Here is a 16,084-nt window from a genome sequence, read left to right as displayed (position 1 = left end):
ATTATGTTCTCGCAATTTTTTATTAAAAGGCCTATTTTTGCCGCTGTTATCTCCCTGCTGTTTTTTATTGTCGGTGCGATAACAGTATGGCAATTGCCTGTTACGGAATATCCGGAAGTGGTGCCACCTACTGTGGTGGTTACCGCAAACTATCCGGGTGCTAACCCCAAAGTTATCGCTGAAACGGTGGCGTCGCCGCTGGAGCAGGAAATAAACGGTGTGGAAAGCATGCTGTATATGTCATCACAGGCGACTTCTGATGGCCGTATGACCTTAACGGTTACCTTTGCCATCGGTTCCGATGTTGATTTAGCGCAGGCCCAGGTACAGGCGCGGGTAGACCGTGCCATGCCGCGGCTACCGCAGGAAGTACAACGTTTAGGCGTGGTGACTGAAAAGTCCTCGCCGGATCTCACCATGGTGGTGCATTTAACCTCGCCGGATGAACGTTACGACATGCTGTATTTGTCTAACTATGCCGCACTTAACGTAAAAGATGAGCTGGCGCGTATTCAGGGCGTGGGTAACGTGCAGTTATTCGGTGCCGGTGAATACAGTATGCGCATCTGGCTGGATCCAAACAAAGTGGCTGCTTTGGGTTTATCACCAACACAGATTATTGCTGCTATCCGCGAGCAAAACCAGCAAGCGGCGGCCGGTAGTTTAGGCGCCCAGCCCAGCGGTGAGGCTGATTTTCAGCTGCTGATCAACGTAAAAGGCCGTTTGGCGACGGTAGAAGAATTTGAAGACATTATTATTCAGGTGGGGGCTAACGGCGAAATCAGCCGGGTAAAAGATGTGGCCAGGGTTGAACTGGGTGCTTCTACCTATGCGCTGCGCTCATTGCTGAATAATAAAGACGCAGTGGCTATTCCTATTTTCCAGGCGTCTGGCTCTAACGCCATTCAAATTTCTGACAATGTACGGGCGAAAATGGCCGAGTTGTCGCAAGGTTTCCCGGAAGGCTTAGCTTACGACATCGTATATGACCCAACCGTATTTGTGCGCGGTTCTATTCAGGCAGTAGTGAAAACCCTGCTCGAAGCGGTATTGCTGGTAGTGCTGGTCGTGGTGCTGTTTTTACAAACCTGGCGCGCTTCTATTATTCCGCTGGTGGCAGTACCGGTATCTTTAGTCGGTACCTTCGCCTTTATGCATCTGCTGGGCTTTTCAATTAATGCCTTATCTTTATATGGTTTGGTATTAGCAATTGGTATTGTAGTAGATGACGCCATTGTCGTGGTAGAGAACGTTGAGCGTAATATCAGCGAAGGCTTAGCACCGCTGGCGGCAACACAAAAAGCGATGAAAGAAGTCACCGGGCCTATCGTTGCTACAACCCTGGTACTGGCGGCAGTGTTTATTCCTACGGCCTTTATGTCGGGTTTAACCGGGCAGTTTTATAAGCAATTCGCCTTAACCATTACTATTTCTACCTTTATCTCGGCCATTAACTCATTAACACTCAGCCCGGCATTAGCCGCTATGTTGTTAAAGGGACATAACGAGAAAAAAGACGCTTTAACCCGCGGTATGGATAAGCTGTTTGGTACCTGGTTATTTAACCCGTTTAACCGCTTTTTTGCCCGTTTGTCTAACGGTTACGGCTGGCTGGTTAAAAAGGTGATCCGCTTTGGCGCTATTGTTGGCGTGATGTATATCGCTTTAGTTGGTGTAACCGGTCTGCAATTTGCTACTACTCCTACCGGTTATGTGCCAGGGCAGGATAAACAGTATCTGGTAGCCTTTGCCCAATTGCCTGATGCAGCATCGTTAGAGCGCACCGAAGCGGTGATTAAAGAGATGTCAGCTATTGCCCTGGAGTATCCGGGTGTTGCTAACTCGATCGCTTTCCCTGGCCTGAGCATTAACGGTTTTACCAATAGCCCGAACTCCGGCATCGTGTTTGTTGGCCTGGACGACTTTGACCAGCGTGGTAGCGCAGAGTTATCCGGCAATGCCATAGCCGCGGCGTTAAACCAGAAATTCGCCGGTATTGAAGATGCCTTTATCGCTATTTTCCCGCCACCACCGGTAATGGGATTGGGCACTATCGGCGGTTTCCGCTTACAAATTCAGGACCGTGGCAACCATGGTTATGAAGAGCTGTACAATGTCACTATGCAGGTTATGCAAAAAGCCTGGGCAACACCTGAGCTGGCTGGCGTGTTCTCCGGTTATCAGGTCAATGTACCGCAGCTGGATCTGGATATTGACCGCACCAAAGCCAAACAGCAAAGCGTGGCGCTGGATGAAGTATTCCAGACCCTGCAGGCGTATATGGGCTCGGTGTATGTGAATGACTTTAATCAGTTTGGTCGTACTTATCAGGTCAATGTGCAGGCTGACGAGCAGTTCCGCCAAAGCGCGGCGCAAATCAGCCAGTTAAAGGTGCGTAATACCCAGGGCGAGATGATCCCGCTGGGCTCCTTTATCAATGTTACCGATACAGCCGGGCCAGACCGCGTTATGCACTACAACGGCTTTACTACCGCCGAGATTAACGGTGGCCCGGCGCCAGGTTACAGCACCGGGGAAGCCCAGGCAGCGATTGAGAAAATACTGCTTGAGACCCTGCCAAACGGTATGACCTACGAGTGGACCGAGCTGACCTACCAGCAAATTCTGGCCGGTAACGCCGGGATGTTTATCTACCCGCTGGTTATTCTGCTGGTGTTTATGGTGCTGGCGGCGCAGTACGAAAGCCTAAGCTTACCGCTGGCGATTATTCTGATTATTCCGATGACCTTGTTATCGGCACTGAGCGGCGTACTGATTTACGGCGGGGATAATAATATCTTCACCCAGATTGGTCTCATTGTGTTAGTGGGGCTGGCAACCAAAAACGCCATCTTAATTGTCGAATTCGCCAAAGAGCTGCAAGACCATGGTATGAGCGCGATGGACGCTATTCTGGAAGCAGGCCGCCTGCGCTTACGGCCGATACTGATGACCTCTATCGCCTTTATTATGGGCGTGGTGCCGATGGCCTTTGCCAGCGGAGCCGGTGCTGAAATGCGCCAGGCGCTGGGGGTGGCGGTATTCTCCGGCATGATAGGCGTCACCATCTTCGGCTTAATTTTAACCCCGCTGTTTTATTACATGCTGGCTAAGCGCGGTGAGAAGAAATCAGCAACAACAGATACTGCGGAGGCACCTTATGCGTAATATCCTGAAACTCAGCGCTATTGCCGTATTGGTAGCGTCATTAAGCGCCTGTGCTGTCGGGCCGGATTACCACACGCCGGCAAAAGTGGCCGATATCAGCTTTAACAGCCCGTATCAGCAGGCAGAGCAGGCACAAAGCTGGTGGCAGGCGTTTGACGACGCCGTGCTTAATCAGCTTATCAGCACTGCTTTGGTGGAAAACCGTACCCTGGCGCAAGCCAGGGCCAACGTCGACCGGGCCTATGCGGTGTTTCGTGATGCCAATAACGACTTTTTACCCAAAGGTACCTTAGACGCCACTTACCAGGCCAGTGAAAACCCCACGCTATCACCAGATGACAACGGCGTAATTACCCGTGGTTACAGCACCGGTGCCAATTTAAGCTGGGACTTAGACCTGTTCGGTAAATTACGCCGCGCCAGTGAGGCGGCAGAGGCGCAAGCGCAGCAAGCCGATATTTTATGGCACGATGCGCAGGTGCAGCTGATAAGCCAGGTGGCCACCAGTTATGGTGAATACCGCGGCGCCCAGCTGCGCTTAGTGGTGGCCGAGCAAAACCTGCAAAACCTGCAGCAAAGCCGCGCTATTGTGCTGGCGCGGTTAGAAGCCGGTATGGCCTCCGAGCTGGAGCTGGCACAGATAGACGTACAGGTGCATCAGGTGCATGCCGCCATACCGGCTTACCGTGTCGCGCGCTTAACGGCCGATGCCACCTTATCCGCCTTATTGGGCCAGCGGCCGGGCCAGTTAAAACTGGGCTCGGTACCCAACCTGCCTGAGCTTAAGCAACCGGTGGCGGTGGTAGAAGGTGAAAACTACCTGCGTTACCGCGCCGATGTGGCCAGTTCAGAGCGGCTGTTAGCCGCCCGTACGGCGCAAATTGGCGTAGCGACAGCCGATTTATACCCGAATATCTCGGTGCGCGGCTTTTTAGGCTTTTTATCCGGCCCGGGCTTAACGCTTGGTAGCGAAACCCAAAGCTGGTCGGTCGCGCCAACCCTAAGCTGGCAGGCCGCGGATTTAGGCTCGGTTAAAGCCCGTATCCGCCAGGCTGAAGCCAGCTCGCAAATGGCGCTGGCCCAGTTTGAACAGCAGGTGTTTGATGCCATTAACGAAATGCAGTTATCGCTTGGCAGTTATAACTTAAGCCGCGAGCAGCAACTGAGCACCGAGCAGCAATGGCAGGCCAGTAACAGAGCGGTGCAAATCGCCCGCGAGCGTTACAACGCCGGCACCGGTGAGTTTCTGGATTTGCTGGACGCTGAGCGCGAACTGTTACGCGCCCGCGACCAACTGGCGCAAATACAACAGCAAAGCTTTATCCGCTTAGTGGGCATTTACCGCAGTTTTGGTGGCGGTATTCAGCTGATTTAGTAGTGTTTTTTGATGAAAAGCCGGACTTGTCCGGCTTTTCTTATTTAAGCGGCAGATAACACTATTGCGGAGATACTGGCTAAATACCCATGCTGCGGTAAGCATCAATGTCGTCTGATACACCTGCTGAGGTAAAGCTGCGGCGCTGCGGACTTTGCTGCGTTAGGGCTTAACCATTTAAATTTGCAATACAGTGTCGATGCCCAACTGTGCAATAAAGTACGCATCGTGGCTTACCACGACAAAGCCGGCCGGATATTGATACAGTGCTTGGGTCAGCAGCTGCTTGGTCTCTAAATCCAGATGGTTATCCGGTTCGTCCAGTAACAGCAGGCTGTCGTTGTGTTGGCTTACCATTAACATCGCCAGTTTCATCCGTTCGCCGCCGCTTAGTACGCCAGCAGGTTTTAATGCCTTATCAGCACGTAAACCGGCGCTGGCCAATAGGGTGCGGGCAGTGGTTTCGCTAAGCCGTGGGCAATGCCGGCGCAGGTTAGCCAATGCGCTTTGGCTGCTATTGAGCAAACTGAAGTGCTGATCCAGATACTGTACGGCGCAATTCAGTTGTAACTGGCCAGCCGCAGGCGCTATTAAGCCTGCCAACGTTTGCAGCAAGGTAGATTTGCCACTGCCATTGCGGCCTTGCAAATGCACACGTTGTTTGCCACGCCAGTTAAAACTTAGCGGCTGGTTATTGCCGTGCGCCAGTTGCAGTGCAACGGCATTTACCAACTGCTTGCTGCCGTTTACTGCCGCTGCCTGCAGGTAGAACTGCTGGGGCTTAACTACCTCCTGCTGCGCTTTTACCTGCTGTAACTGTTGCTGCGCCTGCTTTAGCTGGTGTTGCTCTTGTGTGCGCCGGGCCGATACTGCACTTTGGGCGCGGTTTTTCTGGTAGTCCAGCAATATGGTTGCCTGGCTGCCGCGCTGTTTTTCACCCTGTTGCTGCCGTTTGGCGGCACGTTCTGCGGCGGTTTGTGCCTGGCGTTGCTGTTGTGCCAGATTACGTTCGGCCTGTTGGCGCTGCTGTTGCAGTGCTGTTTGCTGCAGCTGACGTTGTTGCTGATAAAATTCATAGTTACCGCCGTAACGGCTTAAACCGGCGCTGCTTAACTCGTATAGCACGCTGGCTTGTTGCAGTAATTCCCGGTCATGGCTGATCAGCAAAATGGCGCTTTTGGGCCGGGCCAGAAAGCGGGCAATACGCTGGCTTAGCCAGTAGCGTGCCTGCGCATCAAGATAGTTAGACGGTTCATCCAGGATCAGCAGTGGCCGCTGCTGGTAAAAGGCCCACCACAACCGCAGGTGATTAAGCTGGCCGCCGCTTAAGCTGCTACAGCGTTGCCAGATATCTGGCGCAGCGCCTACCTGTTGCAATTCGGTGTGCAGGTCATCCGCCAGTTGCCAGTGTCCGTCAATTATACTCAGGGTTTCAGTGTCGCATTGGCCATCAGCGAGTTGTTGCAGTGCTTTAAGTGTATCTGTGATACCAAGCAGATCGGCAAGGCTAAGTTGCTGCCAGTGCGTTGGCGGTAGCTGCGACAGTAAATAGCAATCAGCAGGCTGTTGCTGTGCCAGTTGCGCTGCCAGCACCGATTTACCGCTACCATTGCGGCCTATCAGGGCACTAAGGCCGCTATCAAGTGTCAGCTGAATATCACGATACAGCACATCGCCATTAGCTAAGCTAAAGCTGCAAGGGGAAAAGTTGAATAAGGTCATATTGCCTCCTGATAATTCAGGGGCGGGTAATAAAAACAGATCAGGCAGTGCTGTTGATAGCCCAACCAAAACAAACCCGCTAACCCTGATAAGTCCAAAAATAAAATTGACGGCTAATCAGGATTTAGTTGTTCATTTCAGTTATCTGCTCCAAAGCTGGGGACGGCGGAATTATAACCTACTCCGCCGTGATCACAATACCGGTGTTAAATGATGCTACTGCTTAGCGTTGTTTAGCGCATGAATAGCAAAACTACCCAGCCAGTGGCCGCCCTCGTAGCTATCGCCTATCAGGTTGGGGTAGGAATGTGCCATATGCTGGTCGGCTACTTGGCGCAGGTGTGCATACTGTGGGTACTGCTTTGCCAGCGCATACAGGTTCCAGGCACGGCTGAAGTTTAAACCATCTAAATGCACCAGCTTGCCGTCGGTGCGGTCGCTCACTTTGCCTACCGCCAGCGTATAAGCAGGGTTGGCCAGTTGCGGCATAAAATGATTTAGCCAGGGCAAAAATTGCTCTGACGGTAAAATACGCTGCATCAGGCCAATTTGCTCCAGGCAGGGCGAGATAAAGTCGTAACCGCTGGGTTCCCAGGCAATAGGGCAGTTTTTATCCTGCAAAAAATAGTCTTTGGTGCGCTGGCTAATAAGCTGCTGTAAAGCGGTATGTTGTTGGTTAACGGCGTAGTCGTAAGCGAAGCTTAAACCAAAAGCGGTGTTGGTATGCTCGCCAACACGAACCGGATATAACAACCGGGGTAAAAAGCTGATGTAGCGCTCGGCAATCAGATCGGCCAGCGGTTGTAAATTAGCTGCCAGTTGTTTGGCCAGTGGATCTTGCCACAGCTGCAGTTCGTCAGACAGCTTTAACAACCAGGCCCAGCCATAGGTGCGCTCGAAGGAGGCATTAATGTCTTTACTGAAAAAGGCTACTTCGCGTGCCACTTTGTCGGCAGTTAAATTGCGCTGCAGTATGGCTTTAACCTGATCTGCCTGGGCTAAATCCGGGAATTGACGCAGCAAGGTTACCAGCGACCAGTAACCGTGCACTGCGCTGTGCCAGTCAAAACAGCCATAAAACACCGGGTGCAGTACTGAAGGTTCTTGTAAGTCGGCTGCACTGCCCAGCACTACGCCGGTTTTGTACGGGTAAGGCATTTCAACACAATGTAAAGGCAAGGCTACCAGTTTATTGGCCTCGGCCAGTGTCAGGTTGTGTGCTGCTGTACTGGCGGGGCTTTGGGCCTGGCTAAACAGGCTGACAAAAATCAGGCTGGCACAAACTAATTTTGCACTGCTGATTAGGGCACGGATATTCATAATATGGCCTTGTATGCTAAAGGTGATTTAGGGCTTAAGGCACAGAGATTAAAACAATTTTGCGCTGCTGTCTTGGCTAACCTATTTAAGTTTTACCTGCTGCAAAGGCGTTTTAGAGCTAAGGCTAAGCGGCTGTTTTGCCACGTCGGCTTCTGATAACAGCGTTTTATGCCATACGCGCAAAGTGTAATCGCCGGGCGGAACATTGCTTAACACGGCCAGGCCATCGTTGTTGGTGTGGCTGTAGTAGGGCGTGTCCAGCACCACTACCCAGGCAATCATCTGGTCATGAATATTACAGCCCAGCGCCGCTACGCCACTTTGCTCAAACACCACCGGATCGGTTGGCGTGCCAACGTACAACTTAAGCTCAAACGGCTTGATGGCGGAAAACGAGTATACATGATGGCGCACCGTGTCTTTATTGGGGAAGGTTACCGCGCTGCCGCGCGGGATAACCAGCACTTCAGGAATAAAGGTGGTGTCGCGCTGAATAATCTGCGCAGTGGCCACCGGTGTAACGGCCGCAGAAGCCGCAGCAGATTCCAGGAACACCACAGCACCGGCCATTGGCTGACCGATGCTATTTTGCACCTGAACTTCCAGCTTTGCAGCTAAGGCAACTGGCGGCAGCAGAAATGCCGCAGCCAGTAACAGGTAGCGCGGCTGCTTAAGGTTCAATGGCGATACCTGCCAGCGCACTGCCATCGGCCAGGGTGCCGAGTTTTTTGGTTTTACCACTGGTTAAATCTATCTGATAAAGCGTGCTGGCCGGTTCCGCTGTCGTGCTGGCAGCAACAAGGCCAATATTGTTCAGGTCGGAAATATCAAAAGACACCTGTTGCAGTGCTGCCAGCCCCAGGCTGCCAACAGTAAACAGTTGCCCGGTATTGGGTGATACCGCCGGGGTTGTGCCTTCTTTAGTGCCTTGGGTCACTAAGTTGCCCGCTGTGATGTCTATAGCATAGTTGGTGGTTATTTTACTGTCTTGCTGATTGTAAGTATAAGCCGCGGCAGTGACAGCCGGAGTTTTACCAAAGTGTGAATCGCCCTGCGCATACTGCAGTGTTGGGTCGGTTGACGCCAGTTCTGCTGTTTCCGGGTGCAAACGTAAGTTTTGGCCTTTGTCATTAACAACACGAATGCGGTCGGCCGCCGGGTTAAAATCAAAACCGAACTGGCCTTGCTGTAAAGTACCATCAGGTAAAGGCGCACCTACGGTAGTTAATACGCCAGTGCCGGTGTTAACCGTATAGAGCTGGCCTTTATCTGACAGCGCAAATAACACACCATAGGCTACGCGATAATCTATACCCAGCAGCGTTTCGCCGGCAGCCAGGCCGCTAAGAGCTTTTTGCTCCAGTACTTTATCCGGTGCTGCAGGGTTCACTTTAATTAGCTGATTGGTTTGGTTAAGCAGCCATAATACTTCGTTGCCTTTAAGCTCTGGCATAGCGGCTGCGCTAACGCCGCAGGAGAGCAAGCCAGTAACAGCCAGTAGGGTAGAACCGACAACCTGTTTAGTCATTTTCATATTGCACGTCCTTTATCTGCTTTAACAGGCCAGTAATAAGGGCTGTTTTGAGCATAAGCATTAAAATATAACAACAACGGAGCAAGTTATCCTTGCTGGCTGTCGCTATTACTTCTTACGGCATAACATTGTCATCGGTTTAATTATTACAAATCAACATTGTTTCAGCTTTGTAGCAAACGGCCTTGTGTCTTACCGATAACACCCTATGCTTAATTTGTTTCAGACAATAAATGCAGTAGGATGAGGAACTTATGTTAAGAAAAATTAAAATTGGTAAAAGGCTTGCCGTTATTTTTACATTGATGGTGTTGTTAAGCGTTGTAGTTGGTAGCGTTGCCATGTTTCGATTTTCGGAAACGGAAACAAATATTAATAATATTGCTGACCGACGTCTGCCTGCTTCCTTATTGGCAGGTGATATGAACCGGGAGTTTTTGCTGATTCGCTTGTACACGGTAAATATGTTGCATGCCAGCTCTGAGGCCGACAGGCAGGTGCAGCGTAATGCATTGCAAGAAGCGACACGTAACTATCAGCAAGCTTCTGATAGCGCTGCTGCGTTTCACAAAACGGCAGCGGGAAGTGCGGTATTTAGCCAGGCGGTAGCAATTAAACAGCAATATGACCAGTTACATCAACAACTGTTGATGTTAATTGATCGCGGCCAAATAGATCAGGCTGAACAATTACGACACCAGGGAATAAACGATACAGCACTAAAAGTGACTGAAGCACTGGTTGCTCTGGCTGCTTATCAACAAACCACCACCCGCCAGCAAGCCGACAGTGCCAAGCACAGTATTGAGCTTGCTAACATGAATATGATTGTGATTATAGTCATTGCCGTCATGGTTGCGGTGATACTTGGCTTAATGTTAAGCCGCAGTTTAGTTAAGCCAATGCAGGCGGCGGTATTAATTAGTCAGAAAATTGCCGCAGGTGAGCTTAATCAGGTTTTCCATGATGACGAGCCGGACGAAGCCGGCGAAATGATCCGCGCTATGGCACAAATGCAGCAGCAATTAAAAACCACAGTACATGAAATTAACCAGTCTTCATCACAGCTGGCTGCTACGTCTGAAGAGCTAAGTGTGGTAACGGAGCAATCCAGCCGTACTTTACATCAGCAAAGTGAGGAGCTGGAGCAAGGCGCAACGGCAGTAACCGAGCTCACTACCGCCATCGAGGAAGTTGCCCGCAGCGCGGCTTCTACGTCGCGTGATTCTGAAATTGCCAATGATAAAGCCCGGCAGGGGCAAGAACGGGTAAACCATACTATTCACACCATACAGGCGCTGGATGGCGAGCTGCAATCGTCACGCCACGGCATTGAAAAACTGGCAGACAGAGTAAAAGACATTGGCTCTGTATTGGGGGTTATTCGTGCAATTGCTGAACAAACTAACTTACTGGCATTAAATGCCGCGATAGAGGCCGCCCGGGCCGGCGATAGTGGCCGCGGTTTTGCTGTGGTGGCAGATGAAGTGCGCGCACTGGCGCATCGTACTCAGGAGTCGACGAAAGAAATTGAACGGATGATGCATGCGGTGCAGGCTGAAACCCATAATACGGTAGAAAGCATGAACAGCTGCAGTGGTAAAGCAACCGAAACACTGCAGATTGCCCAGCAGGCAGGCGAAGCCTTACAATTGATTGCCGAAGCTATCGGGCAAATTAGTGATCAAAACCTGACCATTGCCAGCGCGGCAGAAGAGCAAGCCACGGTGGCCCGTGAAGTGGACCGTAATCTGGTGAATATCCGCGATTTATCAGTACAAACTTCTGCGGGCGCCAATGAAACCCAGGCATCAAGTGCAGAGCTGGCCCGTTTGGCACAAACACTTAGCGAACTGGTAAACCATTTCCGCGTGTAAATTGGTGCTGGCATAAAGTATTGCAGCAGCTAACAACCTTAGCTGCTGTTGTTATGCTCAGTAAGGGTTCAGTTGCCTCTGCTATACTCCTAGGCCATATCGCAACAGGAGCTACTGATGTCTGAAGACCAGCTTAACCCGTCTGATCCTTTAGCCGCACACCATAAACCACAGAATTTATCTGATCGTATCGCCTTTCGCTTAACCAAAATGCTGCGCTTTTGTGCCGACACCTTCTTTGCCAAACGTTATGGCCATCGCGCCGTTATTCTGGAAACCGTAGCAGGCGTGCCGGGCATGGTGGCCGGGATGTTACGGCATATGCGCAGTTTGCGCCGGATGGAAGATGATCATGGCTGGATCAGGGTGTTGCTGGACGAAGCAGAGAACGAGCGCATGCACCTTATGACCTTTATTGAAATTGCCAAACCGAATTGGTTTGAGCGCATGCTGATCCTGTTAGCGCAGGGCCTGTTTTTTACCGGCTTTTTAGTGCTGTATATGGTGTCGGCAAAAACCGCACACCGCCTGGTGGGCTATTTTGAAGAAGAGGCAGTATACAGTTACAGCTGTTATCTGGCCGAGATAGAAAGCGGTGCTATAGAGAATATTGCCGCGCCGCAAGTGGCAATAGAGTACTGGCAATTACCGGCTGATGCCCGGCTGCGTGACGTGGTTATTGCCGTGCGGGCAGATGAAGCCGGGCACCGTGATGTCAACCATGATTTTGCCAATCAGTTGGCCAGGCAGCAGTAAGCTCTCACTAAAACCACCTTATTTATCGCAGTAACTTGACCTGCAAAATAATCTCATCTAGCTTAAGTAAGCGCTTACATTTTGCTGTAGAGATAATAATACTGCCTGTGCCACTGGTAACAAGGCAGAACCGATAAGCGCAGCAGGACAGGATAAAAGTAATGTGCAACAACAGGTGGCAATATCTGTTGTTAAAACGCAGCCCGCTAAAATGCCGGGCTGCCACACTATTGTTGTCAACCCCACCAGCAAAATGTGTTTTGCCGCTGTGTTATGGCCGCAAAATCATTTTCACACTCAGCATGCCTTGTCTGGCGCGCTAAAGCATGCAGTAAAAGCTAGCAGCGTGACCCGTTAAATAGCATACAAACTGTGGGTTATTGCACATGAAAAATAGTAAAAACACTCCGGCACAGCGCTACACGCTATGGCCGTCTTTTTCCACTTTACTGGCACTTTGTTGCCTTGGTGCGCCGCACACGGCACTGGCAGATGTTACTAACCCTGTTATTGGTAACCTGTTGTTTGAGGACAACTTCAACACCTTTAATACGGCCACATGGAATGAAATTGAAGGCGATGGCTGCCAGGTCGGTTTATGTGGCTGGGGCAACCAGGAACTGCAGTGGTATAGCGCAGACAATCTGAGCATTGAAGATGTACCGGGCGAGCCGGGTAATAAAGCGCTGGTGTTGCAGGCGCGTAACGACGCTATAGGCGGCCGCGCTTTTAGTTCTGGCAAAATTGACAGTGAGCAAAAACTGGCCGTGCAGTACGGCATGATAGAGGTGCGTGTGCGGGTGCCGGATCTGGCCACCGGCTTATGGCCTGCCGCCTGGATGTTGGGCACCAGTACCGCCAGTTGGCCGGCCAAGGGCGAAATTGACATGATGGAAATGGGCCACAGTGCTCAGGGCAGGGCTGAGGCCGGCCACCCCGGTGCCGATATCAACAGCTATGTAGGTGCTAATGCGATTTTTTACGCTGATGCGGCTTGCGTACCTGAAAACCCAACCTGTGCCGCCATGACGGCCTGGCAAACCGACAACGCCTATGTAGCGGCCCAGCCACTGAGCAACCGCTTTGTAACTTACCGCACTTACTGGACAGACAGCCAGCTGCGTTTCACTGTCATAGATAACGGCGTTGAGTACGATATGTACGATGCGCCGATCAGCATTACCGAAGAATCCAGTGAACTACAACAACCTTTCTACCTGCTGTTTAATATGGCGGTAGGCGGCAATTTTACCGACGCCGCAACGAATGCTCAGGTTAGCGCACCCTTGCCGGCCAAAATGTATATCGATTATGTGCGGGTGTACCAGTTAAACGGTATGGGGCAGGTATTTAGCGGCAATGTTAACCCACCGGAAACGGGGAGCTTTGGCGTTTTTACTGATACCACCCCGACAACTAACCAACTGCAGGCTGGCGTCAGCTCGGATATTTATATCTGGAATCAGGCATCGGTAGTGGCGGGCAACACTGCACCACTGGAAGGCGGTAATGTGATTGCCTGGAACTATATCAGCCCGGGGCAATGGTTTGGTGGCGGCATTCAAACCCGTCAGGTACGCGATATGAGCAACTTTGCCAGCGGCAATATGACGTTCAGTATCAAAATTCCGGCTAATGTGGGCTTTAAAATTGGCATTGCCGACTCCTACACTAATGAAAACTGGCTGAATTTCCCTGCCAATCAAAGCCGCTATGGTTTGGTACGCAACGGTGAGTGGGGCGAAGTCAGTATTCCGGTAGCCGATTTACGTGGCGAGCTAATTGCGCTGCAGGCGTTAACCGGCATGTTTTATATTGCCAGTATCGATGGCCAGTTACCCGGCAGCAGCTTTGAATTTGCCATTGATGATATTGTCTGGCAAGGCGGCGGTGGCACAGCATTGGCCGACAGCGATGGTGATGGTGTACCTGACAACCTGGACCAATGCGCTAATACTGCCAGCGGCACAGTAGTAAACGCTAACGGTTGCCCGGTAGCTGCCGGGGCTTTTGGTGTAGCGCAAACCGGTGCTGACAGTGTGCGGTTTTTTGTTAACAGTACAGGCTGGGCGGATGTGCATCACCGCGTAAATAACGGCGGCCAGATTAATGTCGCCATGCAACAGGCAAGTGGAGTAAACAGCTATCAGGTGTCGGGTTTAGCACCCGGCACTGTGCTGACATACTTTTTTACCTACTGGGATACAGCAAATGGCTATGCCATTGATACGGCCGAGCAAAGTTTTACCTTGAGTGGTAATGGCGGTGGTAGTAACCCGGATCCGGGCGGGACGAACCCAGATCCGGGCCAGGACAGTGACGGCGACGGTGTGCCTGATGCGCTGGATAACTGCCCCGGCACACCGGCCGGTACGCCGGTCAATGCTAATGGCTGCCCGCTGACAGCACTGAATGTAGTGCCGCTGTATAATGCCGCGACAGCGCTGGAAAGCGCTATTCAGTATGATCGCGGCGATGCGCTGGTTACCCGTTTTTCTGATCGCGCCCGCGACAGACATGCCAAAGAAAACCATTTTCAGGCTTATGATCATTACCTGACGTTTTACTGGGAAGACAGAACTGCTGCCATTGAAATAGTCGATTACGTTGCCAAAGGCGGCAGCAGTATTCGGATGAATGTGGTGACGCAGAATAAACTGCATGATACCGAAGCAGAAAATCGCTGGTGGTATATCGGTATGAATACGCTGGCCGAGTTTTGCGGTAATGGTGTTATGAACATGGTAGACAACACCCATTACTGGAAAGAAGAAAGCTACAACTGCCGCGAAGGCCGGCCAATTCAGGTCGGCGATAAGCTGGAGTTTGAAGTCAGCCAGTTTCTCGATGGGTCCACGTTGCCGCGTGGCCGGGCTAACTATTACGGCACCACCTTTTTATATATTGTCGGCCAGGGCATAGTGCCGTGGGATGTTACCGACAAAGAGATTTTTCAGCCCGGCCGCTATTTACAGCGTGACTCTGTGCCGCTGCCTGCCAGCGCCCGTTTAGGCGGCGACACCACCTTGCATGTACAAATGACCGCCGAGCCAGACGGTCATTTTCAGCAAATGGCCACCAATTTAGGTTATGACAATGGTCAGCCTTTTGTACTGGGGCGGCGTTTGCACCACACCTCTTTTGTTGATGGCAGCCATGACGAAAACGCCGAAAACGGTATTTTTGCCGGCATGGCAGGGTTAGCCGGTTCGAACTATATCAACCAGCGCTGCTCCGGCTGCCATGTGCGTAATGGCCGGGCACCGGTTGGCGCTGTTGGCACGCCGCTGGACAAATGGGTATTTCGGGTGGGTAATGCTGAGGGTTTATCACATGCCGAATTAGGCCGGGTACTGCAGCCGCGGCGCAATGGCATCAGCAGCAATGAAAGTATGCCATCTATTGCTTCGTTTACTGAAAGTAACGGCCTGCGCACGGCCAACTACCAATTCAGCGGCACCGTGCCTGATACTTTCTCGGCCCGTATTGCGCCACAGTTAAACGGCATCGGCTTGCTGGAGGCCATACCTGAAGCGGCAATATTAGCGCTGGAAGATATTGATGATGCCAACGGCGATGGCATTTCCGGCCGCGCCCATCGCGTGATTGACCCGGTTACCGGTGAAGCGCGTTTAGGCCGCTTTGGTTATAAAGCGGCAACTGCCAGCGTAAGACATCAGGTAGCAGCAGCGCTTAATGCCGATATGGGCGTAATGACTACAATACTCCCAACGCCCGATTGCGGTGCCAACCAGAGTAACTGCGGCGGTGGGGCACCGCTGGCGGATCAGCATCTGGATAATCTGGTGAAGTACATCTCATTGCTGGGGGTTCGGCCGCAGCGTGATTACAACGACCCGCAGGTACTACAGGGTAAAGCCGTTTTCAATGCTACCGGCTGTAACGGTTGCCATATTGAGAGCTTTCAAACCAGCGAATATCACCCGCTGGCAGAGTTACGTAACCAGACTATCTATCCGTACACTGACTTGCTGCTGCATGATATGGGGCCGGGCCTGGCGGATAATTTAGCCGAAGGTGAGGCCGGCGGTTCAGAGTGGCGCACTGCACCACTGTGGGGCCTGGGGTTATCCGCCTGTGTTACCGGTGGGGTAGCCGGCAATGTAGGTTGGGACGCCTTTGGTTTGGATGGCCATGAATACTGCACACCAGACGCTAACTATTTGCACGATGGCCGCGCCCGCACTATTGATGAAGCCATTCGCTGGCACGGCGGTGAGGCAGAAATAAGCCGGGTGAACTACCAAAATCTGTCAGCAACAGACAGAGCAGCCTTACTGGCGTTTTTAAACAGTTTATAAGTAACAGCCG

Annotated in this window: 9 protein-coding genes; 5 read left to right on the top strand and 4 right to left on the bottom strand. The window is 51.7% G+C overall.

The window, feature by feature from the left end:
- The gene (locus BLW68_RS18370) at positions 1 to 3,168 is read left to right on the top strand and encodes an efflux RND transporter permease subunit (protein ID WP_177172290.1); all 3,168 of its coding nucleotides are present in this window, start codon (positions 1 to 3) and stop codon (positions 3,166 to 3,168) included.
- On the top strand, positions 3,161 to 4,543 hold the full coding sequence (locus tag BLW68_RS18365) for an efflux transporter outer membrane subunit (protein WP_092796423.1): 1,383 nt from the start codon (positions 3,161 to 3,163) through the stop codon (positions 4,541 to 4,543). The genes BLW68_RS18370 and BLW68_RS18365 overlap by 8 nt, the downstream gene beginning before the upstream one ends.
- A 177-nt stretch (positions 4,544 to 4,720) precedes the next feature.
- Here the strand turns inward: BLW68_RS18365 and BLW68_RS18360 are convergent, their stop codons facing one another.
- The 4 genes from BLW68_RS18360 to BLW68_RS18345 form a co-directional block, all read right to left on the bottom strand.
- Positions 4,721 to 6,265, bottom strand: coding sequence for an ATP-binding cassette domain-containing protein (locus tag BLW68_RS18360; RefSeq protein ID WP_092796421.1), 1,545 nt, complete (start codon positions 6,263 to 6,265; stop codon positions 4,721 to 4,723).
- 216 nt (positions 6,266 to 6,481) lie between these two features.
- Positions 6,482 to 7,585: a DUF2891 domain-containing protein gene (locus tag BLW68_RS18355; protein ID WP_092796419.1), complete on the bottom strand. Its 1,104-nt coding sequence runs from the start codon at positions 7,583 to 7,585 to the stop codon at positions 6,482 to 6,484.
- A gap of 81 nt (positions 7,586 to 7,666) precedes the next feature.
- Positions 7,667 to 8,266 (bottom strand): methylamine utilization protein, encoded by a 600-nt coding sequence (locus tag BLW68_RS18350; RefSeq protein ID WP_218141407.1) that lies wholly within the window; start codon positions 8,264 to 8,266, stop codon positions 7,667 to 7,669.
- On the bottom strand, positions 8,256 to 9,119 hold the full coding sequence (locus BLW68_RS18345; protein WP_218141406.1) for a DUF4394 domain-containing protein: 864 nt from the start codon (positions 9,117 to 9,119) through the stop codon (positions 8,256 to 8,258). The genes BLW68_RS18350 and BLW68_RS18345 overlap by 11 nt, the downstream gene beginning before the upstream one ends.
- Before the next feature lie 254 nt (positions 9,120 to 9,373).
- Here BLW68_RS18345 and BLW68_RS18340 point away from each other — a divergent pair, with 254 nt between their 5' ends.
- The 3 genes from BLW68_RS18340 to BLW68_RS21490 all read left to right on the top strand — a co-directional run bounded on the left by BLW68_RS18340 (position 9,374) and on the right by BLW68_RS21490 (position 16,074).
- Positions 9,374 to 10,996: a methyl-accepting chemotaxis protein gene (locus BLW68_RS18340; protein ID WP_092796417.1), complete on the top strand. Its 1,623-nt coding sequence runs from the start codon at positions 9,374 to 9,376 to the stop codon at positions 10,994 to 10,996.
- A gap of 117 nt (positions 10,997 to 11,113) precedes the next feature.
- Positions 11,114 to 11,752: an alternative oxidase gene (locus tag BLW68_RS18335; RefSeq protein ID WP_092796415.1), complete on the top strand. Its 639-nt coding sequence runs from the start codon at positions 11,114 to 11,116 to the stop codon at positions 11,750 to 11,752.
- 386 nt (positions 11,753 to 12,138) lie between these two features.
- Positions 12,139 to 16,074, top strand: coding sequence for a di-heme oxidoredictase family protein (locus tag BLW68_RS21490; protein WP_092796411.1), 3,936 nt, complete (start codon positions 12,139 to 12,141; stop codon positions 16,072 to 16,074).
- The last annotated feature ends 10 nt before the right edge of the window (positions 16,075 to 16,084 follow it).

Source organism: Rheinheimera pacifica, assembly GCF_900108485.1.
GTDB classification, from domain to species: Bacteria; Pseudomonadota; Gammaproteobacteria; order Enterobacterales; family Alteromonadaceae; genus Alishewanella; species Alishewanella pacifica.
This window is presented reverse-complemented; position numbering and strand designations above follow the sequence as displayed.

Excerpts from the sequence above, each read along its gene's own strand:
- BLW68_RS18335 (WP_092796415.1), top strand. The coding sequence starts at position 11,114 with ATGTCTGAAGACCAGCTTAACCCGTCTGATCCTTTAGCCGCACACCAT.
- BLW68_RS18345 (WP_218141406.1), bottom strand. The coding sequence starts at position 9,119 with ATGAAAATGACTAAACAGGTTGTCGGTTCTACCCTACTGGCTGTTACT.
- BLW68_RS21490 (WP_092796411.1), top strand. The coding sequence starts at position 12,139 with ATGAAAAATAGTAAAAACACTCCGGCACAGCGCTACACGCTATGGCCG.
- BLW68_RS18340 (WP_092796417.1), top strand. The coding sequence starts at position 9,374 with ATGTTAAGAAAAATTAAAATTGGTAAAAGGCTTGCCGTTATTTTTACA.
- BLW68_RS18355 (WP_092796419.1), bottom strand. The coding sequence starts at position 7,585 with ATGAATATCCGTGCCCTAATCAGCAGTGCAAAATTAGTTTGTGCCAGC.
- BLW68_RS18360 (WP_092796421.1), bottom strand. The coding sequence starts at position 6,265 with ATGACCTTATTCAACTTTTCCCCTTGCAGCTTTAGCTTAGCTAATGGC.
- BLW68_RS18365 (WP_092796423.1), top strand. The coding sequence starts at position 3,161 with ATGCGTAATATCCTGAAACTCAGCGCTATTGCCGTATTGGTAGCGTCA.